Source organism: Pelagicoccus sp. SDUM812003 (genome assembly GCF_031127815.1).
GTDB lineage: Bacteria > Verrucomicrobiota > Verrucomicrobiia > Opitutales > Opitutaceae > Pelagicoccus.
In genome coordinates this window covers 41,673-67,518 of the sequence record NZ_JARXHY010000019.1, presented here as the reverse complement: position 1 = coordinate 67,518, position 25,846 = coordinate 41,673, and the positions used below count along the sequence as shown (strand labels likewise).

General features: G+C 57.6%; 24 protein-coding genes. 11 read left to right on the top strand and 13 right to left on the bottom strand.

The window, feature by feature from the left end:
• Positions 1–56: 56 nt before the first annotated feature.
• The 3 genes from uxaC to QEH54_RS20250 all read left to right on the top strand — a co-directional run bounded on the left by uxaC (position 57) and on the right by QEH54_RS20250 (position 3,205).
• The gene (gene uxaC, locus QEH54_RS20260) at positions 57–1,466 is read left to right on the top strand and encodes a glucuronate isomerase (protein ID WP_309020539.1); all 1,410 of its coding nucleotides are present in this window, start codon (positions 57–59) and stop codon (positions 1,464–1,466) included.
• Between the two features lie 167 nt (positions 1,467–1,633).
• Complete coding sequence (locus QEH54_RS20255) at positions 1,634–2,077, top strand: response regulator (RefSeq protein WP_309020538.1); 444 nt, start codon at positions 1,634–1,636, stop codon at positions 2,075–2,077.
• Between the two features lie 141 nt (positions 2,078–2,218).
• Positions 2,219–3,205, top strand: coding sequence for an aldo/keto reductase (locus QEH54_RS20250; RefSeq protein ID WP_309020537.1), 987 nt, complete (start codon positions 2,219–2,221; stop codon positions 3,203–3,205).
• A 36-nt stretch (positions 3,206–3,241) separates the two neighbouring features.
• Here QEH54_RS20250 and QEH54_RS20245 read toward each other — a convergent pair whose 3' ends face one another.
• Together QEH54_RS20245 and QEH54_RS20240 are read right to left on the bottom strand one after the other, a co-directional pair.
• Entirely contained in the window at positions 3,242–5,998 is a 2,757-nt protein-coding gene (locus tag QEH54_RS20245) for an ATP-binding protein (RefSeq protein ID WP_309020536.1), read from the bottom strand.
• Positions 5,999–6,328: 330 nt separating this feature from the next.
• Positions 6,329–7,243 (bottom strand): AAA family ATPase, encoded by a 915-nt coding sequence (locus tag QEH54_RS20240; RefSeq protein WP_309020535.1) that lies wholly within the window; start codon positions 7,241–7,243, stop codon positions 6,329–6,331.
• Between the two features lie 217 nt (positions 7,244–7,460).
• Between QEH54_RS20240 and QEH54_RS20235 the strand changes: the two genes are divergently transcribed.
• Positions 7,461–8,930: a hypothetical protein gene (locus QEH54_RS20235; protein ID WP_309020534.1), complete on the top strand. Its 1,470-nt coding sequence runs from the start codon at positions 7,461–7,463 to the stop codon at positions 8,928–8,930.
• 117 nt (positions 8,931–9,047) lie between these two features.
• Here the strand turns inward: QEH54_RS20235 and QEH54_RS20230 are convergent, their stop codons facing one another.
• From QEH54_RS20230 to QEH54_RS20215, 4 genes are read right to left on the bottom strand one after another with little or no spacing between them, the layout of a single operon-like run.
• Positions 9,048–9,779 (bottom strand): amino acid ABC transporter ATP-binding protein, encoded by a 732-nt coding sequence (locus tag QEH54_RS20230; RefSeq protein WP_309020533.1) that lies wholly within the window; start codon positions 9,777–9,779, stop codon positions 9,048–9,050.
• A complete protein-coding gene (locus QEH54_RS20225) occupies positions 9,776–10,564 on the bottom strand; it encodes an amino acid ABC transporter permease (RefSeq protein ID WP_309020532.1) in 789 nt (262 codons plus the stop codon). The genes QEH54_RS20230 and QEH54_RS20225 overlap by 4 nt, the downstream gene beginning before the upstream one ends.
• Before the next feature lie 3 nt (positions 10,565–10,567).
• Complete coding sequence (locus QEH54_RS20220) at positions 10,568–11,365, bottom strand: transporter substrate-binding domain-containing protein (RefSeq protein WP_309020531.1); 798 nt, start codon at positions 11,363–11,365, stop codon at positions 10,568–10,570.
• Positions 11,366–11,409: 44 nt separating this feature from the next.
• Positions 11,410–12,174: a putative 4-mercaptohistidine N1-methyltransferase gene (locus QEH54_RS20215; RefSeq protein ID WP_309020530.1), complete on the bottom strand. Its 765-nt coding sequence runs from the start codon at positions 12,172–12,174 to the stop codon at positions 11,410–11,412.
• Positions 12,175–12,379: 205 nt separating this feature from the next.
• Here QEH54_RS20215 and QEH54_RS20210 point away from each other — a divergent pair, with 205 nt between their 5' ends.
• The gene (locus QEH54_RS20210; RefSeq protein WP_309020529.1) at positions 12,380–12,901 is read left to right on the top strand and encodes a chemotaxis protein CheX; all 522 of its coding nucleotides are present in this window, start codon (positions 12,380–12,382) and stop codon (positions 12,899–12,901) included.
• Positions 12,902–12,922: 21 nt separating this feature from the next.
• Here the strand turns inward: QEH54_RS20210 and QEH54_RS20205 are convergent, their stop codons facing one another.
• Positions 12,923–14,617: a putative manganese-dependent inorganic diphosphatase gene (locus QEH54_RS20205; protein ID WP_309020528.1), complete on the bottom strand. Its 1,695-nt coding sequence runs from the start codon at positions 14,615–14,617 to the stop codon at positions 12,923–12,925.
• Between the two features lie 153 nt (positions 14,618–14,770).
• On the opposite strand from QEH54_RS20205, the gene QEH54_RS20200 reads away from it, so the two are divergent.
• Entirely contained in the window at positions 14,771–16,741 is a 1,971-nt protein-coding gene (locus tag QEH54_RS20200; RefSeq protein ID WP_309020527.1) for a phospho-sugar mutase, read from the top strand.
• Between the two features lie 109 nt (positions 16,742–16,850).
• Here QEH54_RS20200 and QEH54_RS20195 read toward each other — a convergent pair whose 3' ends face one another.
• The 5 genes from QEH54_RS20195 to QEH54_RS20175 form a co-directional block, all read right to left on the bottom strand.
• Entirely contained in the window at positions 16,851–17,594 is a 744-nt protein-coding gene (locus tag QEH54_RS20195) for a VacJ family lipoprotein (protein WP_309020526.1), read from the bottom strand.
• An 8-nt stretch (positions 17,595–17,602) separates the two neighbouring features.
• Entirely contained in the window at positions 17,603–18,208 is a 606-nt protein-coding gene (locus QEH54_RS20190; protein WP_309020525.1) for an ABC transporter substrate-binding protein, read from the bottom strand.
• 126 nt (positions 18,209–18,334) lie between these two features.
• On the bottom strand, positions 18,335–18,799 hold the full coding sequence (mlaD, locus tag QEH54_RS20185; RefSeq protein ID WP_309020524.1) for an outer membrane lipid asymmetry maintenance protein MlaD: 465 nt from the start codon (positions 18,797–18,799) through the stop codon (positions 18,335–18,337).
• Positions 18,800–18,811: 12 nt separating this feature from the next.
• Positions 18,812–19,528 carry an ATP-binding cassette domain-containing protein gene (locus tag QEH54_RS20180; RefSeq protein WP_309020523.1) on the bottom strand — a complete coding sequence of 239 codons (717 nt, stop codon included), beginning with the start codon at positions 19,526–19,528 and terminating at the stop codon, positions 18,812–18,814.
• Positions 19,525–20,307 carry an ABC transporter permease gene (locus QEH54_RS20175; protein ID WP_309020522.1) on the bottom strand — a complete coding sequence of 261 codons (783 nt, stop codon included), beginning with the start codon at positions 20,305–20,307 and terminating at the stop codon, positions 19,525–19,527. Before QEH54_RS20175 ends, QEH54_RS20180 begins: the two co-directional genes overlap by 4 nt.
• 286 nt (positions 20,308–20,593) lie before the next feature.
• Here QEH54_RS20175 and QEH54_RS20170 point away from each other — a divergent pair, with 286 nt between their 5' ends.
• The 5 genes from QEH54_RS20170 (at position 20,594) to QEH54_RS20150 (ending at position 24,630) form a co-directional block, all read left to right on the top strand.
• Entirely contained in the window at positions 20,594–21,001 is a 408-nt protein-coding gene (locus QEH54_RS20170) for a hypothetical protein (protein ID WP_309020521.1), read from the top strand.
• A gap of 58 nt (positions 21,002–21,059) precedes the next feature.
• Complete coding sequence (locus QEH54_RS20165) at positions 21,060–21,905, top strand: glucosaminidase domain-containing protein (protein ID WP_309020520.1); 846 nt, start codon at positions 21,060–21,062, stop codon at positions 21,903–21,905.
• 100 nt (positions 21,906–22,005) lie between these two features.
• On the top strand, positions 22,006–22,737 hold the full coding sequence (locus QEH54_RS20160; protein WP_309020519.1) for a lysophospholipid acyltransferase family protein: 732 nt from the start codon (positions 22,006–22,008) through the stop codon (positions 22,735–22,737).
• A 23-nt stretch (positions 22,738–22,760) separates the two neighbouring features.
• Entirely contained in the window at positions 22,761–23,531 is a 771-nt protein-coding gene (gene hisA / locus QEH54_RS20155; RefSeq protein WP_309020518.1) for a phosphoribosylformimino-5-aminoimidazole carboxamide ribotide isomerase, read from the top strand.
• Between the two features lie 127 nt (positions 23,532–23,658).
• The gene (locus QEH54_RS20150; protein ID WP_309020517.1) at positions 23,659–24,630 is read left to right on the top strand and encodes a hypothetical protein; all 972 of its coding nucleotides are present in this window, start codon (positions 23,659–23,661) and stop codon (positions 24,628–24,630) included.
• Between the two features lie 26 nt (positions 24,631–24,656).
• Here QEH54_RS20150 and QEH54_RS20145 read toward each other — a convergent pair whose 3' ends face one another.
• The gene (locus tag QEH54_RS20145) at positions 24,657–25,691 is read right to left on the bottom strand and encodes a Gfo/Idh/MocA family oxidoreductase (protein WP_309020516.1); all 1,035 of its coding nucleotides are present in this window, start codon (positions 25,689–25,691) and stop codon (positions 24,657–24,659) included.
• Positions 25,692–25,846: the final 155 nt, after the last annotated feature.

The following is a 25,846-nucleotide window of genomic DNA, read 5'->3' as shown; positions in this document are numbered from 1 at the left end:
GTCCGTTGCTCGCTTGAACTCTGGCAGGATTTCAGTCACTTCCAACCCCTGTTAGCATGTCATTTATTCACGACGATTTCCTCCTGCAGACGGATGTCGCTCGCGAGCTCTACCACGAGTACGCGAAGGACGAGCCGATTTGCGACTACCATTGCCACCTGCCTCCCGAGGACGTGGCGAACAACCGCCGCTTCGAAAACCTCGCCGAAATCTGGTTGGGCGGGGATCACTACAAGTGGCGGGCCATGCGCAGCAACGGCGTGCCGGAAGTCTATTGCTCGGGCGACGCGGATCCCTACGAAAAGCACCTCGCATGGTGTCGCACCGTTCCCTACACCCTGCGCAATCCGCTCTACCACTGGAGCCATCTCGAGCTGAAACGCTATTTCGGCATCGACGATGTTCTTATCAACGAGGACACAGCCAAGGAGATCTGGGAGGCGGCCAACCAGAAACTGAAGACCGACGAGCTCAGCGCTCACGGCATCCTCGAGAAGTTCAAGGTCAAGGTCGTGGGCACCACCGACGACCCGGTGGATTCGTTGGAAAACCATGCCACGATCCGCGAGCTGGGCATCGATACCAAGGTCGTGCCGACGTTTCGGCCTGACAAGGCGCTGAACGTGGACCGGCCCGTGGCCTTCAACGCCTGGGTGGATGCCCTTTCCGCCGCGACCGGATCGGACGTCGATAGCTTGCAGGACTTGCTCGCAGGGTTGGCGGATCGCCACCAGTTTTTTCACGACAGCGGAGCTCGCTTGTCCGATCATGGACTCGAGCGCTGCTTCTTCGCGGAAACCAGCGAAGCGGACGTGGCGAGGATCTTCTCCAAGGCCCGTTCAGGCGAAGCCGCCACGGCGGAAGAAAAGGAGGCGTTCGCGTTTTTCGTGATGCGGGAGGTCGGTCGCCTCAATGCGAAGAAGAACTGGACCATGCAGCTGCACGTGGGGGCCATCCGCAACAACAACAGTCGCATGATGCGTACCCTCGGACCCGACACCGGGTTCGACTCCATTGGCGACTTCCCGCAAGTGCAGCGCATGAGCCGCTTTCTCGACAGTCTCGACGAGACCGGGGAGCTGCCCAAGACGATTCTCTACAACCTCAACATCGCCGACAACTACGCCATGGCGACCATGTTGGGCAACTTCCAGGACGGGACGGTGCCGGGCAAGCTGCAGATGGGCAGCGGCTGGTGGTTCCTTGACCAAAAGGAAGGCATGGAGGCCCAGATGAACGCGCTCTCTCAGCTCGGCTTGCTTTCCCGCTTCGTAGGCATGCTGACCGATTCCCGCTCCTTTCTCTCCTACCCGCGGCACGAGTACTTCCGTCGCATCCTTTGCAATTTGTTGGGCAACGACATCGTGAAAGGGGAAATCCCACGCGATTTGGCTCTGGTTGGAGGAATGGTGAAAGCCATCTGCTTCGGAAACGCCATGGAGTATTTCGGCTTCGATCAGTCCTGATCCTTCGCCACGGAGCGACAGTTCACCACCCGATAGCTGTCGCTTCATGCGGATCAGTAGCGGCGTGTAGGGCGAGTATTAGCTGCGTTTATTCATCCTGAGGGTCTTTTTTTTGGCAGACGAGCGGTGCTTGACCTTGTTACGTAAGCGCATCTGTAATACCTCTAATGCCAGGATCCGGGTCACGCTTAGAGATTCTTCTCATCGAAGACAGCGACACAGACGTGCGTCTCTTTGAGATGGCCATGGGGAAGGCGCGGTTTCCTGCCAACCTCAATGTCGTCAAGGATGGAGGCGAGGCCCTGCGCTACCTCAGGCGCGAAGGAGCGGCGTTTCGGGCCGTCATCCCCGACATCATCGTGCTCGATTGGAACCTTCCCCTCGTGAACGGGGTGGAGGTACTGCGCGAAATCCGCGCCGACAGCGATCTAGCTGACATTCCAGTCATCGTGTTCACGACGTCGAAGGATCAGGAGGACATGATCGCCAGCTACGAGCTGTGCGCCAATTGCTACATGACTAAGCCGAGCGGGTTGAGGGAATACCTCAAGATTTTCGACGTGATCGAAGAGCTCTGGCTCAGGCTGACTGGTGAGATCCCGGGAGACTAGGAACGGCGGTCCGTTCTCCGCCAACGGTCGCTTGATCGCGTCTTTCTATAGTTGGAACGTCTGAATGATTTGCATCCTTTGGTTTGGCGGCTAGCACTATCGGGCTGAATTTCGTATCGCGAACCCTCTGCCCCCCCCTCTATGAGCTACTCGCCAGCTGAAGACAGATATCAAAAAGTTGAATACAAGCGCTGCGGGCGCAGCGGTCTTAAGCTACCGCCAATATCCTTAGGCCTCTGGCACAATTTCGGCAGCGTAGACGATTTTGACAACGCTCGCGAGCTGGTGCGGTTCTCATTCGACGAGGGAATTACTCACTTCGATCTTGCGAATAACTACGGTCCGGTTCCCGGTTCAGCGGAAACGAATTTCGGCCGCATCCTCAAAAAGGACTTCGAGTCATATCGTGACGAGTTGATCGTTTCTACCAAAGCGGGGTACGACATGTGGCCTGGCCCCTACGGCGATCGTGGATCAAAGAAGTATTTGGTAGCTAGCCTGAATCAGAGCCTGCATCGTCTAGGGCTGGACTATGTGGATATCTTCTATTCGCATCGTCCGGATCCGGAGACGCCGATCGAGGAGACGGTGGACGCTCTGGAGTACGCGGTGCGTTCGGGGAAAGCTCTGTACGTCGGAATCTCGAACTACGGCGCCGAACAGACCGCGGCGGCTTACGCTGAATTGAAGAGCAGGGGCATTCGCTGTTTGATCCACCAGCCACGCTACAACATGATCGATCGTCGCCCAGAGAGTGGATTGTTGGATACGCTCGATGAGCTTGGCATGGGAGCGATCGTATTCAGTCCATTGGAACAGGGAATCCTAAGCGATCGATACCTCGAGGGCATACCCGCTCAGTCGCGGGCCACGCGTAACCACTTTCTTAGCGAGGAAACGGTTCGCGAACGCCAGACGCTTGCTCGGGCGCTCAATGAAATCGCAAGCGAACGAGGCCAAACGCTCGCTCAGATGGCGATCGCTTGGGTGCTCAAGCGCTCGACGGTGGTCTCCGCTTTGGTGGGAGCAAGCTCCACCCAGCAAATCGCCGAAAACGTCAAGGGTGTTGCGAATACTCGATTCAGCGACGAGGAGCTCGCTCGCATCGATGCGATCATAAAAGGCTAGAACCGACTTTCGAAAAATGTATTCGAGACAGGGATACTAGCTGTTGAATCGTTGAATCTGCTCGGCGACTCGCTTCGCTGCGTCGTTGGCCGCTGGAAAGAGCTCGATCGCTTGATCGAGTTTTTCATCGACGCAGAACTCCTCCATTTTTCTCGTGACCTCGAAGAGCTCGTTCGCCCCGAATTCGGCTGAGCTGCCGCGCATGCGATGAGCGAAGAATCGAACCTTGTCCTTGTCGGGACCGTTTTCGATGGCCTCTCGAAGCGATGTCAGGGTCTCGTGCATGCCCTCCTCGAAAATCTGTAGCATTTCAGATACGATGTCCCAGTCCTCGTCGTAGATCTCGGCAAGTTTCTGCGTATCCAAAATGTTAGTATCCGTTTTCGAGTTGGTTTCAGGAAGAGAGTCCTGTCGCTGGGCGTGCAATGGCGTATTCAGAAATGGCTGGTGCTTCGAATCGCGCCACCTGACAAGCGTTTCGGATAGGGTGATGGGAGAAATCGGCTTGCTGATGTAGTCGCTCATGCCTGCTTCTATGCACTTGCCTTTGTCTTCTGACATGGCGTTTGCGGTGAGGGCGACGATCGGGACTTCGGCGCTCGCTTCGCCTGCTTCTCCGGAGCGGATGCGCTTCGTCGTTTCGTATCCATCCATGTCTGGCATCATGCAATCCATGTATACGATGTCGTACTGGTTCTCGCTCAGCCGTTCGATCGCCTCCCTTCCGCTCGACGCGCTGTCCGCCTTGATGCCATGGCGCTGCTTGATCAGTTGCACTGCGATGAGTCGATTCGTAACGTTGTCGTCCACGACGAGAATCTTAAGGTCGACTTCGCTGGTGGAGGACGGACGGAGGTCCGGGGCCCTAGAGTCGTGGGCTGAGGTCGGCGAAGCGGAGAGGGCGTCGAACAGGTTTTGCACCCGCACAGGTTTGGCAAGAGGCGTTTGAGAATCCGAGAGTCCGAGCTGCCCGGGCGAGATATGGGACTCGTGCAATACGATCGTTTTTGTAACCATATTGCAGATACGATCGAGATGCTGTTCGTTCTCCAGGTAGGTCTGATACTCGACGATGACGTAGTCCAAAGCGGCGTCGCATTTCCATGTATCCGAAAGATCGATGCAGCCATCCGGGCCGTTCAAGGCTGGAATCTGCAGCGTGACGCCCCAGTTTTCGAGCCAATCGGCGATGTGCGATCGGGTAAGATCCTTTGGCTCAAGGAGTAGAGCGTTTTTTCCCGAATGCAGTCCGCGGTCGAAACGTGGAGCATCGGACTTTTCCATTTCGGAGGTTTCAGGAAATTCCAGCCAGAAGGTCGATCCTTTGCCAACCTCGCTTTCGACTCCGATCTCCCCGTTCATCAGCTCGGACAAGCGCTTGCATATGGAAAGTCCAAGACCGCTGCCGCCGAATTCACGCGTTGTGCTGGAGTTGGCCTGGGAAAACGATTCGAAGAGCCGATCGATGATTTTCGACTCGATGCCGATTCCGGTATCGATGACCTCGTACCGAATGAGATCGCCCTTCCGCCGCACACGAGCGCTCACGCTGCCGGCTTGGGTGAACTTGATGGCGTTTCCGATCAGGTTGGAAAGGATCTGCCGAACCCGGACGGGGTCGCCAACCGTTTGGCGCTCAAGTTCCGGAGAGCAGTGCGCCACCAGTTCGAGCCCCTTTTGATGAGCGTTCGAGCAGTGAAGCTGGCAAACCTCCTCCAGGACCTGCAGAGCGTCGAAGGAGACCGATTCGAGCGTCATCTTGCCTGCCTCGATTTTTGAGAAGTCCAGTATGTCGTTGATCAGGACCAGCAAGTCGTCAGCGCTGTTCAAGGCGGTTTCCAGCAGCTTTTGTTTCTCTCTGGGCATGCCATCCTCCAGCAGGTGGAGCACGCCGATCAATCCATTCATGGGCGTGCGGATTTCGTGGCTCATGGTAGCGAGGAACTTGCTTTTCGCTAAGGCAGCGGCCTCTGCCAGCTCGCGCGCGTTTCGAGCCTCCTGCAAGCGCGATCTGCTTTCCTCATTCGCTTTCAACAATTCGAATTCGACCTGCTTGAGCTTGGAAATGTCGGTGCTGATCGCGATGTAGCGCACCATGTCGCCTCGGTCGTCGCGAACGCCTACCACCGTGGCGTCGACCCAATAGTAGGTCCCGTCCTTGGCCTGATTTCGCACTTCGCCGCGCCATTTGCCTGCTTCGGCTACCGTATCACACATCTCCTGCCAAAACTCGTGAGAGTGCATGCCGCTGTTGAGCATGCGGTGCGTGTTTCCGATCAACTCGTTTCGAGCGTATTTGCTGGCCCGAAGAAAGGCCTCGTTGACGTAGGTGATGCGTCCTTGGGAGTCGGTCTCGCTGACGATGCCGTGCGCGTCGAGAGCTTGCTTCTGCAGATTCAGGTCGTCCGCAAGGGCCTGTCCGGATCGTACGCTTTCTCGGAGCGCGATGCGGCTGTCCTTCAACGCGGTCGCCAGCCGGCCGATCTCATCATTGGCGAAGGATGTTTCGGGGAACTGCTCTAGCGAATCGCGGTTCGAGTCGATCGAACGGTCGATTCTTGAGAGGGGGCGGATGATGCGCAGTTCCACGATCGTGGGAAGAAGCGCTGCGAAGGCGATCAGGAGGAACGCTGCAAGCAGCAGGATGCCGAAGGAATCGGAACGCTCTGGCTCGCTGATGGTTAACAGGACGATCGCAATGGCCGGACTGGCTCCGGAAAGCAGGCAGATGGGAAGCAGCGCCCGTCGCCGGAGTGAAGTCGCCGCTTTTCGCTGTGAGCCTCCAACCTTCATCGTCGATGGGGAATGGCCGAGATCTCCGCCAGGCGCCGTCGCATGGGATGTGCAGGGCATGGCCTTGAGATCTCGACGATCCGATGCTCTGGGCAAAGACGCGTGGGCGCCACCACGCCGAAAAGGCGCTGGGCGGAAGGCGATGGTGAGTGGTTCATGAAGGTCGAGAGCTCGTCGTTTGTACCAGAGGTACTACCGAATCGGTCTCTCTCCACGGAATCGCAATCGGACGAGGGGTTTTTGACGGAATTTTTCTCGAGAAACCGTCGCAGCTCCAGCGGCTGCCTTTTGACGCGCGCTACGAAAATCAGGGAACGGAGAGACGCGGGCTTATTCGCCGTCCTCTTCTTCGTCGGGCTCGGGGTCGCCTAGCTGCTCCAGCAGGTGCTTGGTCAGCTTGATGTAGTCCTCTGCCAAATTGATGGACGCGTCCTGCTTTGACATCAGCACAGTCGGGATGCCCATCATGACTGCTCGACCGACGGTGACCGAGTGACGCACCAGGTCTGGATAGATGTGCGTCATGGGCGCGACCTTGCCCTGCTGCTTGAAGCGATCGATCTGGGCGTTGAAGCGCTCGAGCGGCACGTGGATCTTCGTGCCTGGTTTCACTGCGTTCAGAGCGACACCGATGATGTCGGGAGTGGGAGCGGAAAGCTGTTTGCGATGAGCTGCGGTGTCGCTCTTGAAGCGGGAAAGCTTGTCCACCAGCAGATGAAATCCGATTATGCTCAAAGCGTCCGGATTGGAGGGCACCAGCACATGATTCGAAGAGAAGAGCGCACACTGGGTGCTGTAGAAGAAGTTTGGCGGGCAGTCGAAAAGGATGAAGTCGTATTCATCTTCCACCGACTTGAGGGCTTCGAAGAAGCGAACGTAGAATGGCTGTCCTTCCTTTCTGGGTACTTCGTGCTCCAGATCCATCAAGGTGAAGGATGCTGGCACCAGATCGAGACGCGGTAGCATTTCTTCGCCATCGGTATCGCGGATGGGGCTTTTCTGGATACAGTCCGACAGCTTCGCGTTTTGGTCCCGAAAGAGGTGAAGAAGAAACTTTTCCGGGGCGCGGTTTAGGGTATTCCATCGGTCCAGACGCATCAGCCAGATGCTCGCATTGCTTTGGGCATCCAAATCCACAATGAGGGTGCGGCGTCCCATATAGGCCAGGCAAGCCCCCATATTTACGATGAGCGAAGTCTTGCCGACGCCGCCTTTGATGTTGAGGAAACTGATCTTCTTTGCCATCTGCTCGGTTGCTTGAGAAGAGTTCAGATCGATCGATGCGGCAAAGAAAATTAGGCCCTATGCCTTGTTTAACAATTCTTTAGCTGCGATCTGGCCGATAGAGCGTTTACAGCCGGTCGGTGGCCAGCTATGTTGCTACGATACGTCCATGGAAAGCGAAGAAAAAGATAGTTCTCTATTTTCCGTTCTTGCTGAGCGTCGCTCGCGCTCCAGTCGTTTGAGCGAACTTGCCCAGCAGCAAGGGCTGGCGCAGCTCCGCCCGGAAGTGGAGGAGTCGGATTCCTCGGAAGTCGAAGACGAGCTGGAGATCAAACCGGCGTTCGACGAGGCAGCGCTGCTTGTATCTGAGAAACCATTACGCGAAGACACTGACTCGGCAGCTGCCCAGATCCTCGCTGACGAACCGTGCGAGCTCGAAGCGAGCGCCAAGCAAGGTGATGACTCCGAGGTCGCTGATACGGAGACTGTCGATGCGCTCAGCGAAGCGGAAATGACAGTCGATTCGTCGGATCGAGAGCAGGGGGAAGAACGGACGCTATCAGGATCCGATGGTGTGGCGGAGGACCCGATCGAGCAGTCCGCAGATAAGCAGCACCAGCCGGATGCCGCCGAATGGTCAGCTGGCGGTGAGGCTTTCGGAGGTTTAGAGGAGCCCGTGTTTTCAGAGTCGCCTGACAATCAGATCGTTGATGAAGATGCGAGCGACGAGCTTCCGGTCGTTGCCCAGAAAGATCGAGAGCCCGATTCCGAGAAGGCGGAGCGAACTCATTCCATCGACTCGGAAGCGATGGAGCAGGAGCTTGATTCTGCGGTCGCCGAAGAGGAGCCTCTTTCAGGCGTGAAGGAGACTGAGGAGGGCCAGGTAGCGGACGAGTCCGAAGTCATCGGTGAAAGCGAGCCGACTGGGCGAAGCGAGGAAGCGCTATTGAGCATGCCGGAGGAAGCTTCGGAGACAAGTGGTGCTGAGGTAGCGACGGAGATGCCGATGCCGGAACCGGAAGCGGAGCAAGCCGAGATTGACGCGGTGGTTGAAAGAAGTTTCGCCGAAAAGGAGATATCGCCAGCGGATGAAAATCAGGAGTCGACCGAGGAGGTCGTCGAAGCCGTGAACGCTTCGATGGCGTCGGATGATCCGCTGGAAACGCCACCTGACACGGATGAGCAGGTGCGAGAAACGCCGGTATGGGAGGAAAGCGAACCGGATCGGGATTTCGTTTCCGGAGACGTGAATCTAGTTGAGGAAGACCTTGCAGCGCAGGCCTCGGCGGAAGATGGGGGACTCGAAGCTGCCTCGGAGCCGGAAGCGCCCAAGACGCCGGAAGAGACCATCGAGTCGTCCGAATCGCCTCTCTTGGACGATCCAGCGTCGCTGGAAAACCTGGAAGTCGATGTGGAGGCGGAATCGTTGGTCGATCAGTTCGGCGATATCGTCGATATTCAAAAGCTTCCGAAATCCAAGCCAAGCAGGGTGCTTTCCAAGGCCAGCCAGCTGGAAAAGGAGGGCAAGCTGCAACGCGACAAACCTGAGCCCAAGGTGCCCAAGCCGACTCATGAGCCGGAGAAGGCGAAATCGCATGGTTTTACGGAAGCGGAAGTGGAGCTGGTGGAGCCCGCTGATAAGCCCAAACCCGTCAAGAAAAAGAAGAAGAGAGTTTCTCTTCTCGACAGCTACTTCAAGGGACTCTGAGCCTTCGCCGGCTTAGCTCGCCCTCGATCGACACCGGTTTCCGATACCAGTCGGCTTCGTTTTCCTTGTCCGTTAGCCAGCGTGCGAGCCCTTGGTTCCTGCGAGGCTTGGATCCGCTCAATAGCGGAGCTCTTTTTCCAGAAACGCAGCGGTATCCGAATTTTGGGGATTGGTGAAAAATCGCTCGCTGGTCGAAAGCTCGCTGATTCTTCCCTTGGTTACGAATGCGATATGATCTCCAGCTCGGCGAGCGAAACTCATTTGGTGGGTGACGACGATGCAAGGCTTTCCCGTTTGTATCAGTTCTTCAATGACATCGAGCACTTCGGCGCTCATTTCGGGGTCCAACGCGGAGGTGGGCTCGTCGAAGAACAGTGCCTCCGGTTCGTGGGCCATGGCTCGCGCGATAGCGACGCGTTGATTCTGTCCACCGGACATTTCATATGGACGCTTCCGAGCGTGGGAAGCCAGCTTGAAGCGCCCGAGCAATTCGAGAGCTCGCGCCTCAGCGGTCTTGCGATCGACTCCATGCACCTTGCGAAGGGGGAGCGCTATGTTTTCCAGAGCATCGAGGTGAGGAAAGAGATTGTAGGACTGGAATACGATCCCCACCGACTTTCGGTAGGCTCGTCGTTCGGCTTCGTCCTGAGGAAGAGATTTTCCGTTGAAGAAGATCTTACCCGAATCCGGTTTTTCCAGTCCCGCCATCAGGCGAAGCGTAGTAGATTTTCCGCCGCCTGACGGACCGACGAGAATCAGGCTGCGCGTTTCGGGGAGGCGGAGCGTCAGTTTGTCGAGAGCCACGGTGGATCCGTAGGTCTTGCGAATGTCTTTCAGCTCGATCTTCATGTATCGAAAGAAACCTTACGCTCCATGTAGCGCGATAGATAGCTGATTGGCAGGGTTAGAATCAAGTAGCCGATCGCGAGCGGGATGAAGCTCTCGAAGGAGCTGAGCGTGGCGGCGTTCACTTCCTGAGCGGCTAGGGTGAATTCGCTGATAGCGATGATGCTCAGCAAGGAGGAGTCCTTGATCAAGTTTGCGAATTGTCCCGCTAGGGCGGGCAAGCTTTGTCGCAAAGCTTGCGGTAGAATGATGTATCTAAACGTTTGATACGAGTCGAAACCGATCGCTTGAGCGGAAAGGAGCTGAGAGCTGCCTACGGATTCGATGCCGGCGCGAAATATCTCGGATAGATAGGCTCCGCTGAAGAGCGACAGCACCAATGTCCCTACGGTGTAGCGGTTATCGATATGGGCGGCGTCGGCGATGACATAGTAATAGATAAGGATCTGAACCAGAAGCGGCGTACCGCGAGTGATTTCGACATAGAGTCGAAAGAGGTAGCGTAGCGGGAGGAAGCGAGATCGGGAGGAAAGGGCCGAAAGAGCGCCGATGATGCTGCTCAAGACAAGGGATACGGAGGAGATTTGCAAGGTGGTCAGCCAGGCTCCCAGCAGTTTGTTTCTGTAGTTGAAAACCGATGACCAGTTCCAATTGTACTGAAGCGAGGCGAATGCGGCGAGTATCAGCGAGCAGATCAGCGAAAGCGCGAGCAGTACGCTGAACCACTTGGCGAGAAACCGAGTCGCCTGGGGGGCGTTGGGTTCGGTTTCAAATAGCAGCGATCTCACGCTCTAGAAGAAAAAGGGGTACCCTAGCTCCTGGAAAGCCTTCTTTTGCTCAGATAGGTATTTGTTTCCCAAGGCCTCGAAGCCGCTGTTTTCGCGGAACGTTCGGAGAAAATCGTTCACTTGAGCCTGCAGTTCGGAATCGCCCTCCTGGATGCCGATGACCCAAGACTCGGATTGGAAGGGATCGAGAAGGGCTCGAGTCGTATCTGCATGGCGGGTCCAGTTTCGATAGATCGACATCTGATCGTAGATGAAGGCGTCCGCTTTGCCTTGGGCTACCTCTAGGGCGGCGGAGGATTCCTTTTCCAAGGTGAGCACCCTGGCCTGAGCGATTTCGTTCATCGCGTAGAGGTGCCCGGTCGTGCCTTGTTTCACCGCGATGGAAAGGCCTTCTCGGTCGGCGTCTTCGATGGAGTGGATGGGGGAGTCTTTAGCGACGAGGAGGCAGAGTCCGGTCTTCAGGTAGGGGTCCGAAAAATCGATTGACTGGTCTCGCTCCTCGGTAGCGGTCATGGAGGAGATAATCAAATCGATCTTGCCGGTCTTCAGTGCAGGGATCAGTCCGGTGAATACGATGTTTTCGATGCGGATCGGTCGGTCGAGATGTTCCCCGAGCGCTTTGGCCAAATCCACGCTCACGCCTGTCGGCTGGTTGTTTTCGTCCGACATTTCGAAAGGCGGATAGGAAAGCTCCATGCCGACGACCAATGTGTTGTCGGGCTCCGTTTCGGCGCAGCTCGCGAGAACGAGCGCGCATAGGAGGGTGGCGAGAAGACCGAGAATGCGGCGTAGTGAGATCATCGGTACAGGATAGAAGTATAGCAGAAAGGCGGGAAGAGTGGGAGCTAGCGTTTTCGCCAGAGGGAGGCGTGGGCGATGCTGTATTGGTTTTTTCGAGCATGCTCTCGAATGAGGAAAGGCAGATTCGCCGTCTCGATCAGATCGAACTGCGCTTTCAGAATCTGCTGCAAGGTTTGAAAGGAGCGAACGGGAACGTCATTTACGGCATAGCCGCCCAGCCAGTTTTTCTTTGGGGTGTACTCTTCAAGCCAGGTGTAAGGCGAGGTGATGGCCAGGATGCCCCCGGCGCTCAAGAAGGAGCCTATCCGGCTGAGGCATCGCCTAGGATCCGGCAGCCTGTCGATCAGATTCGCCATAAGCACGAAATCGAAAACGCCGATCTCTCCGGGCAGATCCATGGCGTCTCCTTGGCGGAAGGAGACTCTTTCCGGACGGGCGTTTGGTGGAATCTCGATTTCGATCGCCTTGGTGAGCTCTCCTTCGTCCGCGATGCTGATTTCGACCCGTTTGCTTTCCAGCAAGCGATTGGCGGCATCGATCAGGCCGTGGGAGTAGTCGATGCCGATGGTTTGCTCGAAGAGGGCCGACAGCTCGCAGGCGCTGCGTCCGACGGCGCAGCCGAGATCGAGGGCGCGTCCCTTCTCCAGGGGGTGGCGCAAGGCGAGCTCCGCGCAGCGTTTCGCGAAATCCAGCGCCTCTGCCGGACCGAGGCCTTCGAAAAGAAAGTCCTCGGCACGTCCATAGTGGAAGAACAGGTATTCGGAAATGGCCTTGTCGGTTTCGTAGAAGCTTTCTGTGGCAGCAGGCATGATGGGCATTGTTTTCGCTGTTAAGGCGGGTGGCAAAGGCAAAGTCTTCGGTTCAACCAACGAGGGGCGTCCCCGCGGGATTGCGTAGCTGAAAATTGAAATTATTTGGCAAAAAACCGATTTCGCGCCATGTTGCTCGACTGTGCCGAGCAAGTTCTCAAGTCGTTGAGTTTTAAGACGATTCGATTCAGGAAACAGATCCAAGATGAGCCTACCCGATATCCCGGACGAAGAACTAGACCAGATGATCTCTCAATCCCTTGAGAGCGTTTTCAAGACGATGCTGGGCTTCGGCCTTGAGTATCGAAGCAGCAAGGATTTCTCGGGAGTGAAAGCGCCCGTACCTGATCTCGGCGGCGAGGAGATGAGCATGGTGTACGTGGGCTCGGTCGGCTTCGTGGGAAAGGTTCACGGTGTGGTCTATCTCTACATGAAGTCGAAATTCGTGGAGCGATCCGCGGCTAAGATCACCGGTCTGGATAAGGACGGTCTGGACTACGAAATCACCTCGGACGTCTGCGGCGAGTTGACCAACGTGTTTGCGGGATCGTTCAAGAACGGCCTCGCGGACCGCGGTTATTCCTCGGTCCTCACTATCCCAACGGTCCTGAGCGGCGACGAGCTGTACATCTCCACCATGGGCGTGGTGAAGCACCATCGTCTCAACTTCTTCGCGGACGGCGACGAGGTGGTGGCGGACCTCGTTCTGGCCGACCCTAAGGACTGACCGCCCAATCGGAAGCGTGCCCTAAGCCGTTTCGCGGCTGGTCAGGGAGCCTTTCAAGGCGCTGGAGATGAATGGGATGAGCTGCTTCTTGCGGCTGACCACGCCCTGCAGGTCGTAGATGACGCCGATTTCGACCGGCGGATAGGGGATTCGATCAATGAACTCCGGGTCGCCTTTCACCAGTAGCAAGGAGTTCTGGCGGTTGATATCGGTCACTAGCATGCAGGCGAAACTGACCCCCTCCTTCTTCACGAAATTCTCCAAGGCCAGGGAGAGCTCGTCGGAGTTTTTCCAAAAGTTCTGGAAGCCGAGTTCCTCGATTTGCGACACGGAGTAGCGGACTCCGTTTTCCTCGTAGAACTTCTGGTCGGCCACGACGGCTTGATCTGGGCTGAGGGAGAGGATGACTGATCCGCTGCTGAAAACCTCCGTAGCGAGGTCGTCGGCCTTGATGCCGGCGATGGACTCGAGCCAGCTCAGGATCTCGGAGTCCTTGTCGGTGGAGGTCGGGCCATTCAGGTTGAGCGTATCGGTGATGATGCCGCTCATCATGATGCCGGCGATGTCGGGCGAGGGCTCGAGATCGTTGCGACGAAAGAGATCCGCCACGATGGTGCAGGTGGAGCCCACTGGTTCGTTGATGAAGAGAATCGGCTGCTGAGTGTTCATGGAGCCGAGGCGATGGTGGTCGATGACCTCCTTGATATTGACTTCCGAGGCTCCGGGCACGGCCTGTCCCATCTCGTTGTGGTCGACAAGCACCAGGTTCGTCTTGATGGGCTTGAGCACGTCGGTCTTGGTGAAAATGCCGGTTAGGTGTCCTTCGTCGTCAGTGACCATAAAGGCCTGAGCGTTGGAGCTAGCGATGCGTCGGCTGACCCGCGAAAGCCGATCCGATGCCGAATACGAGGTGTAGTTGGTCTCGATCAGGCGCTCGATTTTCGATGCGGTGCGGATGGCCCAGGCGGTGGTGGCGGAATCGTAGGGACTGACGATGAGCGAGACGCCGGCGTTTTTGGCCTGCTCCAGCACCTCGTTGTCGATGCCGAGACCGCCCGTGACGACCAACAGCCGAACGCCGATCTGGATGGAGCGCTGCTGGATGTCCCAGCGATCGCCCACGATGATGATCGTCTGGCTGGCTTGGATGGCGTCGGAGCCGTTGAACTTGCCGAAGGAGCGAATATCCATGGCGCCGATCTTGACGTACATGTCTTCCAGCGAGTCCGGTTCCCGCGTGTACTTCACGTCGGCCTGCAAGGCCTTGGCCACGTCGTTGATGCTGGTGTACACATGGCGCATGGAGCGAGGTTCGCGAAACTTCGGGATGAAGTAGTCGCCCATCTGGAAGATGGAGACGAACCCTTTGAGAATGTTGTCCTCGGTCACCACCGGCAGCACGCGCACGTCGTGCTCGTCGATGAGCTGGAGAGCTTCGGACAAGGTGGCGTTCTGGCGCGTTTTCACCACCTTCTTCACCATGATATCCTTCACCCTTGGCGATACGTCGCCCACGAACAGCGGCGTAGGCTGGTTGAACTTGGAGAGAATGGTGTCGATGCGGGCGTTGGTATTGCCGCAGCGAGCGGGGATGAAGCCACGTTGTCCCTGCAGTGATTTCAGATTGGCGTAGGCGATAGCGGAGCAAATCGAATCGGCGTCTGGATTCTTATGGCCGATCACGTAGGTGATTTCGTGGGTCGAGTCGGAAGGCATAAGTGAATTTTACAAAGACGATGAGATCAAACGGATACCGGGCAATAGACAAATGAGAATTTCGGTCGGACTGTCCTCATTTTATCCTGTTCGTGACGCCGCGGCAACAAAAGGAGTTGAAGCGAGCGGCTCTTGCGAATCTAGTGAACCCCGATGATTCAGGAACTTATCGCGAAAGTGGCTTCATTGGAAGAGAATGGCGGGCTCCTTCCCGCCGCAGCGAAAAACATCAAGACCTGGCTGGAGGGCGGGTTTTTGTCAGAAACGTCGCTGGCCAGCTTAAGCGAGCTGCTCGATGCCGGCAATGCGGACGAGCTAAATAATCGATTTTATCGCGAAATCGCTTTTGGCACGGGAGGCATGAGAGGCCGTACCATTGGCATGACGCCCTCGTCTTTGGAGAAGGGCGATATGGATGCCAGCGGCAAGCCGGCTCATCCTGGTGTGGGGTCCAACATGCTTAACGAATACACCGTGGTGCGCGCCACTTTGGGCTTGTTCGCTTACGCCAAGGCCTACCACGACAAGGAGGGCATCGTGGAGGCGCCGAGCTTTGTCATCGCCCATGACGTGCGGCACTTCTCCCGTTTCTTCTGCGAGCTCGCCGCCTCGGTCTGGACCAAGAAGGGAGGCAAGGCCTACATCTTCGACGGGCCGCGCTCCACGCCTCAGCTCAGCTTTTCGGTTCGCCACCTCGGAGCGACTTGCGGTGTAGTGATCACCGCCAGCCACAACCCTCCTCACGACAACGGGTTCAAGGCGTACTTTTCCGACGGCGGCCAGGTGGTGCCTCCCAACGATTCGGGCATCATCGAGCAGGTGAATGCCACGCCCTTCGCGGGACTGCAGGACTACATCGGCGTCGATCTCGATGGCGTGACGGTGCTCGGAAGCGACCTGGATGACGCCTACGCGGACTGCGTCGCCAATTGCGTGGTCGATCCGTCCGTCTTCGAAAAGGCCGATTTGAAGGTGGTGTTCACCCCCATCCACGGCACCGGAGCGGTGGCTACGGTACCTGCGTTGAAGAAGCTTGGACTGGATCCCTTGATCGTGAAGGAGCAGCTGGAGTTCGACTCCAATTTCCCCACGGTGAAGTCGCCGAATCCGGAGAATTCCGAAGCCTTGCAGATGGCGATCGATCTGGCCGAGAAAAACGGATACGACCTGCTCATGGCTACCGACCCGGATGCGGATCGCATGGGCATCGCTGTCAAAGGACCGAAGGGCAAGATGGCGCTGGTGACCGGAAACCAGATCGGCTCCATGATGGCGGAGTATCGCATTTCAAAGCTTAAGGAAATGGGCTGGATCCCTCAGGAGGGCGGACAGAACTGCGCCTTGGTGAAAACGTTCGTGACCTCGCCGCTGCAGGACACCATCGCGAAAAATCACGGTATCAAGGTCGTGAATACGCTCACAGGCTTCAAGTGGATCGGCGAAAAGCTGGGCATCTACCAGGCCGAGGCCTGTTCCAAGCATAAGGCGGAAACGGGCGAGGAGCTGGACTACGACAAGCTTTCGCTCGAGGAGCGGGCAAAGCTGCTGCAGAAGTACAGCACCTACTACGTATTTGGCGGCGAAGAGAGCTATGGCTACCTGCCGAACGATACGGTGCGCGACAAGGACGCCAACGCGGCCTGCGCACTGATTTGCGAAATCACTGCCAGCCTGAAGGCGCGTGGAAAGTCCGTTCTGGAGTTTCTGGATGAGATATATCTGAAAAATGGATACTTCCTCGAAGGACTCGGTCAGCTGGTCTACGAGGGCGCGGCTGGCGCTTCGAAGATCGCGCGCATCCTAGAGACCTACCGGGCCAACCCGCCAAAGCGTTTCCTCGGCAGCGACGTGGCGAAGTTCACCGATTTCGGCGTGGAGGACGTGATCGATCCGGATGGCAAGGAGGTGCCTAAGCAGGATCTCTACTTCGTGGAATTGGAAAATGGATACCGATACGCGGTTCGTGGCAGCGGTACGGAACCCAAGATCAAGTTCTACCTCTTTGGACGTGAGGAGGTTTCGGACGCGGGAGCTTTGGAAGCTACCAAAAGCAAGACCAAGGAGACCTTGGAAAAGCTCAAGGAAGCGATTCTCGCCGACGCTCGCGAACGGGCCGAAAGCTAGCCCCATTTCGGCGGCGCTTCAATTTAGAATAGCGAAACGGCTTTCGGGAAATCCTGAAAGCCGTTTTTCTTTCTAGTGAAGAGATGGTCCGTCTCGGAAGCTCGCTTGCCTATTCGCTCGCTTGCCTGGCTCTGCGCTGGGCGTATCCATCGCGCACCGACGCGTACGGGTCGATCGCGGAGCGCTGCATCGAATCGTAAACGTCCATCAAGCGAGGGAGATCGTTGACGATATCGATGGAGCGAAGGATAAGGCGGTCCGTGGAATCGTCCACCTGCGACCACGGCGTTGGAATCGGCTCCACCGCTCCGTCTGCGAAATCTCCGACCAGATCCCGGGCGCTGCTCGGTCCCATGAAGGGAAGCACCAGGTAGAAGCCGTGGCCAACGCCCCAGGACGCGAAGGCCTGGCCGATGTCCTCATCGGGAATGTCCAACCCGTCGATTTCGTCCGAGACGCGTATGATGCCGCCGATGCCGGCAGTCGTATTCACCAGGAACTTACCCGTTTCCTTGGCGGCGTTGCCGACGCGTCCTTGGAGCAGGTTGCTGGTGAAGCGGGATGGGAACTCCAGATTTTCGAAGACGTTGGTGATGCCTTTTTCCACCGGGTCTGGCATCACACGGGCGTAGGCCTTGGAAAAGGGGCGCACGACCTTGTTGTACAGGCCGTCGTTGAACTTGAAGATCGCACGGTTGACCGGCTCGAGCGGGTCGTTGATCGATACCTGCCGTTCGGCCTCGAAGTCGTCTTGGAAAAGCTCGTCGATATCGAGTCCGTCGTCCTGTCCGACGAGGGAAGCGGGTAGGCCGATAAGCGTGGCTGCGAAAAGAGAGAGTGTGGATGCCTTCATGAAAGTGGCTAGGTGTCGAAGCTATCGAGCTTGCTTTGCAGCAATTTGAGAAGATCGGAGGCGGACTTGGTCTGAAAGTGCTCGTCGAACTGCTTGCGATAGTTGCTGACCATGCTGACGCCTTCGATAAGTACATCGTATACCTGCCATCCGCGATTGCGAATATTTGCCAGTCGGTAGTTCACCGCCACCAGATTGTCGCGAAAGGTCACCGTCGACTTGATTTCGATCTTGTTGTCGGAAAGATCGTCGGTGCCGACGAAGGTGATGTTCGGCTTGGGGCCGTTCTTCAGCTCTCTCGTATAGGAGCGTATCAGCAAATCGGATATCAGCTGCGTGACGCGGTTTTGCTGTTCCTCGTTGAACTCGTTCCAGTTTCTCCCAAGAGCGCGACGAATGATGATGTCGAAGGAGAAGCGCGACTGCAGCAGGTCAAGAATCCGAGCTCGCTTGTCCTCGATGCTGGAGGCGTCGCCTTCGTGCAGGATGTCGACCACCTGGTCGACCGTTTTCTTCAGCAATGCCTCCGGCGTTTCCTCGGCGGCCTGAAGCTGCGCGGGAGCCAATGCGAAAAATAAGGTAGTCAGAAATGCGAATGCGATACGGACCTTCATGGAAAGGATAGGTTGGAAGTTTCAAACGGACGCGGCAGTCGTTAGGATTGCGCCTGCCGGGAGTTTGTTTCGCCTTAATCGTAATACGTTTAGCTTGTCGAGCCTACACGGCTGGAGGGAAGAGGGTTACTTTCCTTCTTCCTTGGTCACGTCGCCGAACGCGAATCGACTGATCAGCCCTTCGATGTCGATCGCGGGTTCGGTGTCCACGATCGGTCCCGACAGCTCGAGGCCCAAGTCGGGCGTGCCCGGATAGATGGAGACGTACTTGTCGCCGATGAGGCCGTTGGTTTTTATGGAAGCGGTGGCGTCGTCGAACAATTCGATGTCGTCGTTGATGCGCAGCTCGACTTCCGCCTTGAGCGACTCCTGATTGAGAGTGATCGGGCCCACGGTGCCGATCTTCACTCCTGCGATCATGATATTGCTGCCTGAACTGAGTCCGCCGACGTTGGTGAAGATCGCGGTGACGGATTTCAGATCGCTGCCCAGGAAACGGCTGCCGCCGATTTGAACGGCCATGTACACGATGGCGAGCAGTCCGATGAGGACGAAGAGACCGACAGAGAAATCGACTTTCTTGCTGTTCATAGAAGGAGCGCCTTAGGCGAGAGTGAGTTGCGGATTGAGAAACGGTTTCAAGCCTTCGGGCGGATCGGATTCCAGCTCCTCGGGGCTGCCCCAGAAGCGGATCTTGCCGCTGTCGAGCCAGGCGACCTTGTCGGTGATCTCGAACACTTCAGGCACGTCGTGGCTGACCATGAGCACCGTGAAGTCGAAGCGCTTGCGGTATTCCCGGATCATGTCGAAAACTGCGTACTTGCGCTGGGGGTCGAGACCGGTGGTCGGCTCGTCGAAGAGAATGATTTTCGGGTTGGTTATTAGGGCTCGGGCCAGGGCGACGCGTTTTTTCATGCCGCCGGAGATTTCCCCAGGGTACTTTTTGGCGGATGAGGCGATATCCGTCTGCTCGAGCAGCGAATGCACGCGCTCGGCGATCTCGCTCCGCTTGGCCTTTCCAGTTTCGCGAAGCGGTAGAGCGACGTTTTCCTCAACCGTCATGGAATCGAAAAGGGCGTTTTGCTGAAACATGTAGCTGCACGGCGGAGTCGAGCCTTGGCCATCGATGGTGACGCTTCCCGCGTCCGGCACCAGCAGTCCCGACACGCATTTGAGCAGGACCGACTTTCCGATGCCGCTCTTGCCGATCACCGTGGTGTGCGAGCCTAGGTCAAGGTCCATGTCGATGGCGTCGAGCACCACCTGCTCGCCAAAGGCCTTGCTCAGTCCACGTATCTGCAGGGTTTTACCTTCGCTCATCGGGTCATCTGAAAGGAGGTTATCAGGTAGTCGAACATCAGGATGGCGATGCTGGAGTACACCACGGCGCGGGTGGTTGTTTGAGAAACCCCTCGGGCGCCGGGAATGCTGGCCTTGAGGTGGGTGAAGTAGCCTTGGAAGGAGCAGATCAGAGTCGTCACGACGCCGAAGACCACCGCTTTGAGGAAGCCGTCGCCGATGTTCTTCAAGCTGACCGCCTCGTAGATCCGATTCCAGTAGGCGCCTTGGTCGACGCCCAGCAGCTCCACGCCAGTCAGGTGGCCGCCGAAGATGCCGACGATGTCGAAAAAGCAGGTAAGAATGGGAAAGCAGATCATGGCCGCCCAGAGTCGAGGCGAGACCAGAAAGCCGATCGGATCGATCTGCATGGTCTTCAAGGCGTCGATCTGCTCGGCGTTGCGCTGGATGCCGATCTCGGCCGACAGAGCGCTGCCCGCTTGTCCCACGATCATGATGGCGGTGAAGACCGGACCGATTTCCAGTATGATCGACAGCGCGACCGCCTGTCCCAGCAGGCTCTCGGAGCTGAACTTGGTCAGCACGTAGAAGAGCTGCAGGCCGAGCACCAGACCAGTGAAGAGGCCGACGATCAGGGTGATGGGCACGCAGCGAACGCCGATCTCGAAGATGGACCGAACCAGTTTCTCGAGGATGTGGCGCTGCTTGGGCAGAGCTACGCTGGCTCGAGCCGAGAAACGTGTCAGTTCCCCGAACTCTCCCACGATGCGGATGGACTCTCTACCTAGTTTGCTAATCATGCGCGGATTCCCATAAAGGACGTATGGGGCGCATACTCGATTCGCGCCGCGTGCTGCGCAAGATTCAAAATGCGAGGATGTTGCGCCTTGAAACGAGCGCTTGACCGGTCGCGAGGCGGTCGTTTCGCGTCGCAATCGTCGGTAGGCCCCGCTCGTCCGCTTTCGGAAAGCGCTTATGGGGCAAGTGAGTAGTAGCGCCGAAGGCGATCCGGCGATCCATTAGAAAACGCTCAGGACCTTAGGTTTTTGACTTCTTGCGAGCTCTATTATTCAGTGCTACGGAATCATGAGCCGACTTCTTGTATCTGCGTTGCTTTTCGCCTTTTGCGGGTTGGGGCCTGCGGTCTTCGCCCAGGGGGGAGCGGACGCGTCGGACGCCCAGCCGCGCCGCTTCGGTCCTTACGAAGCTCTGACCTTCAACGAACGCATCCTGCGGGACGTGAAGGTCACGGAGGATGGGAATGTCTACCTGCAGCTGCTGCCAGAGTACAAGGAGAAGGAGCTCATCGTGAAGATCTCAAACGAGTACTTCGCTGGCTACCGCAAGTGGTGGCATGGCGAGTACGACTTGGTATCTCCGGCAAATCAGGGAAAGACGCCGTACGGGTGGACCGACCACGTGAACACGGCGGGCAACTATATCGAGTATTGGATGGATGGAGACGTCTTTCTCCATCTGAAGAGAGTCGATTGATCACGCATCGGTCGGCCGCGACGGGACGCGCGTCGGCTGAAATCTACTGGAAGGGAAAATGAGTCCAAAACGCACACCAAATCTGTCTTTGCTCCGCGGGGTGACCTTCGGAAATCGAGGCGACTACCAGACCTGGATGCTGGCCGCGTCCGGCATCTGTCTCATCCTCATCGCTGCCTATTCGCTCTTCAACGTGGTGGAGGAAGTCATCATGGAGGATCAGGAGCGACGCATCGAACATGTCGATTTGCCGGATTTCGCCAGCATCGGCGACGTGCGGGCGCGCAAGCAGGCGTTTTTCGACTTCTTGGAGCCGTTCGTGGCGGAGGCCAATCGCGAAATCCTCCAGGAACGGGCCGAGGTCCTGAAGCTTCAGCAGTACTTCGAACGCCACCAGAAGTTGAGCGGATCCCGATTGGAAGCCCTGAACGACTACCTCGAGCGCTACAAGCTGGAGCCGGTGGAGACCGCCTCCAAGCGCACGTTCGAGCGCTTGCTCCTTCGCGTGGACACCATCCCGGTTTCGCTCGCCTTGGCTCAGGCGGCGATAGAAAGCGGCTGGGGCACCTCTCGCTTCGCTCGGCAAGGCAACAACCTTTTCGGCATGTGGTGCTACGATCCCGGCTGCGGCATCGTGCCTAAGCGCCGACCGGCAGGTCGCACCTACGAGGTGGCGGCCTACGAATCGCCCCGTCAGTCGTTCTACGCCTACCTGACCAATTTGAACACCAACGATTCCTACGCGGCGCTTCGCGAAATTCGGGCTGCGTTTCGCGACGCCAGTCGCGAGCCGAGCGGACACGACTTGGCGGAAGGATTGGTGCGCTACTCCCAGGAGCGTTGGGAATATGTGGGCAAGGTACGCCGCATGATCTCCCAGAACAATCTCGATAGCCGGACCTAGCGCTCGGACAATTCCCGGCGAGGTTTCGAAAGCCTTGCCAAAGAGCGGGTAACCGAGACAGAAGGGGGGCAGCGCGTCGCGACGGCGGCGTCCTCCTCCTATGATTTCCAAAGACGAAGCAAAGACCATCCCGCCCAAGGCTCTCTTTCTAGCCCGTTTGATCTACCTGATCATTCGCCTGCTCAGCTTCACCTACCGGATTCGAATCCGCGGAAATCGTCAGGCCTTGCTGGGGCTCAAGCAACGTCAGGACGCGTTGATTCTGGCGATCTGGCACAACCGCATGTTCTATTTCGCCACCTACATGTACCGCTACCTTCTCCGGCAGCGGGACTTCTCCATGGCTATGATGTCCAGCGATTCGAAGGATGGGGAGATCGGCGCCACCATCGGAAAGCTGGCGGGCATGAACGTCGTGCGCGGATCCTCCTCCCGACGCGGCGCCGCTGGCTTGATGGCGCTCTACCGCAAGATAGTGAAGCAGAAGCTCTCCATCATCATTCTGCCCGATGGATCCAAAGGCCCCGTCTACAAAGCCAAGGTCGGCGCCGTGGCCCTCGCCAAGATGACCGGCAAGCCGATCCTGCCCGCCTCCTGCTGGGCCAGCAGCTACTGGAGGATCCGGTCATGGGATCGCATGATCATCCCCAAGCCCTTCGCCCGTATCGAAGTCGTGGTGGGCCAGGAGTTCGTCATCGATCGGCGGGCCGACGATGAGCAGCTGGAGCGCGACCGCCAGAATCTGGAAAGCGTTCTGGATGAGCTCGGACGCCAGGCGGAGGCGCCGCTGAGGAAAGCCAAGGGCGCCAGAGAACGGTTGCCATGCCTCTAGTTTAAGCCATTTCAGTTCATCCCATGCGCTTTCGACCCTGCATCGACCTCAAGAACGGCAAAGTCGTCCAAATCGTGGGAGGCACGCTCTCCGACACGGACGACTCGGGATTGTCCACCAATTTCGAGTCGGACCTTCGCCCGGCCGACTACGCCAAGCGCTACCAGAGGGACGGCTTGCTGGGCGGGCACGTCATCGCTCTCGGCCCCGGAAATCAGGAAGCGGCCCTGGAGGCTTTGGGCGCCTATCCCGGCGGTTTGCAGTATGGGGGGGGCGTCACCCTGGACAATGCCGCGTTCTACCTCGATGCCGGCGCGTCGCAGGTCATCGTGACCTCCTACGTCTTTCGTCAGGGCCGGATCGACTTCGAGCGCCTGCAGGGGTTGTTGGCGGCTATCGGGCGCGACCGTCTCGTGCTGGACTTGAGCTGCCGTTTGCGAGATGGCGCCTACTGGGTGGTGACGGACCGTTGGCAGAGCTTTACCGACACCAAGCTGGATCGCCAGACCTTGGGCGAGCTTTCGACCTATTGCTGCGAGTTTCTCGTGCATGGAGTCGACGTGGAGGGCAGGATGGCTGGCATCGAAGAGCCGCTGGTGGCCATGCTTGGGGAAGAGTGTTCGGTGCCGGTGACCTATGCTGGCGGAGCTCGCTCCATGGAAGATCTGGAACGCGTGAGGATCCTAGGAAAGGGAAACGTGGACCTGACCATTGGCAGCGCCTTGGACCTTTTCGGAGGTTCGGTCCCGTACGCCGAGGTGGTCGCTTGGCATAAGCATCAGAATCAAGGTTGAGAGGGCCAGTTCACGGGTTTCCTCGGGGGAACTGTGGAAATGGCCTAGAACGAAAATAGAGGGCATCCGCTCTTGAGAGTGGCGGCTAGGCGCCGATCCTATTAGAGTCTCCTTGGAGGAATCTATTATGAACTCTCACCTTTGCGCATACCCTTTCCTTAAACACGTTTTCCGGGCGCTCAGCCTCGCTTGCGGGGTCCTCGCTATTCCTGCAGCCTTCGCATCCGACTACTCGGAAGCCGATCTGGACTGGAGCTTCAAGTCCGGCCTCGATCGCGAATCGTTCACCAAGGCGTTCACCCAGCTGACCAAAGACGGTTTTCGCATCGCGGACATCGAAAGCTACCGCCTGGGGCGCTCGAACACGGTTTCCACCATATGGACCAAGATTGGCCCCAAGGACGAGTGGCGCATCGTGATGTCCAAGCCGATCACCGAATTTCTGGACGCTCACAAGAAGCATCAGGATGAAGGCTTCTCGCTGGTGGAATTCGAGGCGGACCGCACCGGCGCTACGCTTCATTTCTCGGGCGTATGGCTCAAGACGGAGGAGGGGCTCGATACGGAGTTCTACTTCGGCATGGAGAGTCTGGAGTTTTCCAATCGATACGGCGAAATGGCGGACCGAGGCTATCGACTAGTCGATTTCGAAGCCTACGAATCCAACGGCAAGTATCGCCATTCCGCGGTTTGGATGAAGAACGACGAGCAGCTGGAGGTTCGCTTCTATCGGGCTATACCGAAGAACACCTTTGGCGAGGTGGCCGCTTCCATGAGAGAGGCCGGATTTCGCTTGATCGACGTGGAGGGCTACCAATACGAAGGCGACTTCGTGTTCGCTGGAGAATGGGTTCGCATGGCGGAAACCCAGTCCACGCAATTCGCCTTCGATCTGCTGGCGGACGAGTTCTACAACAAGAACGCGCTCTACAGCAATGACGGCTACCGTCTCACCGAATTCGAGGTCTACGAGGACCACGATGTGGTGTACTACGCGGGAAGTTGGATGAAGGGTGGCCGCGATGGCGCTCCGGTGGTCGAAAAGCCCAAGGAAAAAAAGAAGGCTTCCTCTTTAGAGAAGTTTCGCTCCGACAGATAACCGACTTCTGGGGGGGGCGGTCTTTTCTAGTCTTCCGCGTCTGCGGGATAGGAGACGCCGATGGCGCTGCGCCATTCCTCCAGGTCGCGGGCCAGCCTAAGCGAATCTTCGACAGTCATTCCCGGAGCGCTTGGCTTTTCGGCGCGAACCAGGCTCGCAAAATGGTCCGCTTCTATGGCGTAGATTGGCCGGGAATCGTATCCACTGATTCGCTCGATCTCCTCTTGGCCGTTGCGGTGCAGACGGAGCTCCCATTCGCCGCCCAAGCGGGCGATGATCCATGGCACGGGAATCTCGACCCAGCCTTCGGATCCGAAGACGCGCGCAGTGTTTTCCAGTTCCCCCAGCGTTCCGGTAGCGATTTGGGCCGCGAGTCCGTTTTCGAATCGCATGGTCGCGAGGGCGAAGGTGTCCACTCCAGTATGAGGATCGAGCTGGCCTTTCAGTCCGCTCAGCGAGCCGCGGAGTTTCGTTTCTCCAGATGCGATCTGGGCGATGAGATGCGCGAAGGATAGCGGGTAGCAGCCTACATCCAGTATGGCGCCTCCTCCCAGCCTCTTGTCGAAGAGGCGCCCTTGAGGATCGTAGTTCGCTTTGAAACCGAAGCTCGCTTGCACGAACTGAACCTCTCCGATTCGCCCCTCGGAAATGAGACGGACAAGCGCTTCAGTCTGGGGATGGCAGCGGTACATGAACGCCTCCATCAACTGCACCTCGGCTTTTCGCGCGGCTTCCGCGACGCTCTTCGCCTGGCGCAGATTCATGCTGAGCGGCTTTTCGCAAAGCACATGCTTGCCCGCTTTCGCTGCCATGATGGCCATCTCGGCATGAAAGGGATGGGGCGAGCCGATGTAGACGGCCTCGACCTCCTCATCGGCCAGCAGCTCCTGATGGCTGCCGTAGGCCCGTCCGGCATCGAATTCGCGAGCGAAGGTCGCGGCTGAGGCTTGACTGCGACTGGAGACCGCTAGCAGCTTCCCGGAATGGGAATGGTTGAGCCCGTGGGCGAAACGGCCCGATATGTACCCAGTTGCGAGGATGCCCCAGCGTAGTTTTTCCATGGTGACAGATTGATTGAGGATGGGAACGAAGCGAGGCCAGTATCATTCGCGAACTCCCGCTCGAGGCACAAGGAGTATTTCCGGAAATCACGGGTTTCGCGTTCGTTTGCGAAACGGCTTTGCGATTGCAAAGGGTCTGCCAATGGCCTCCAGTG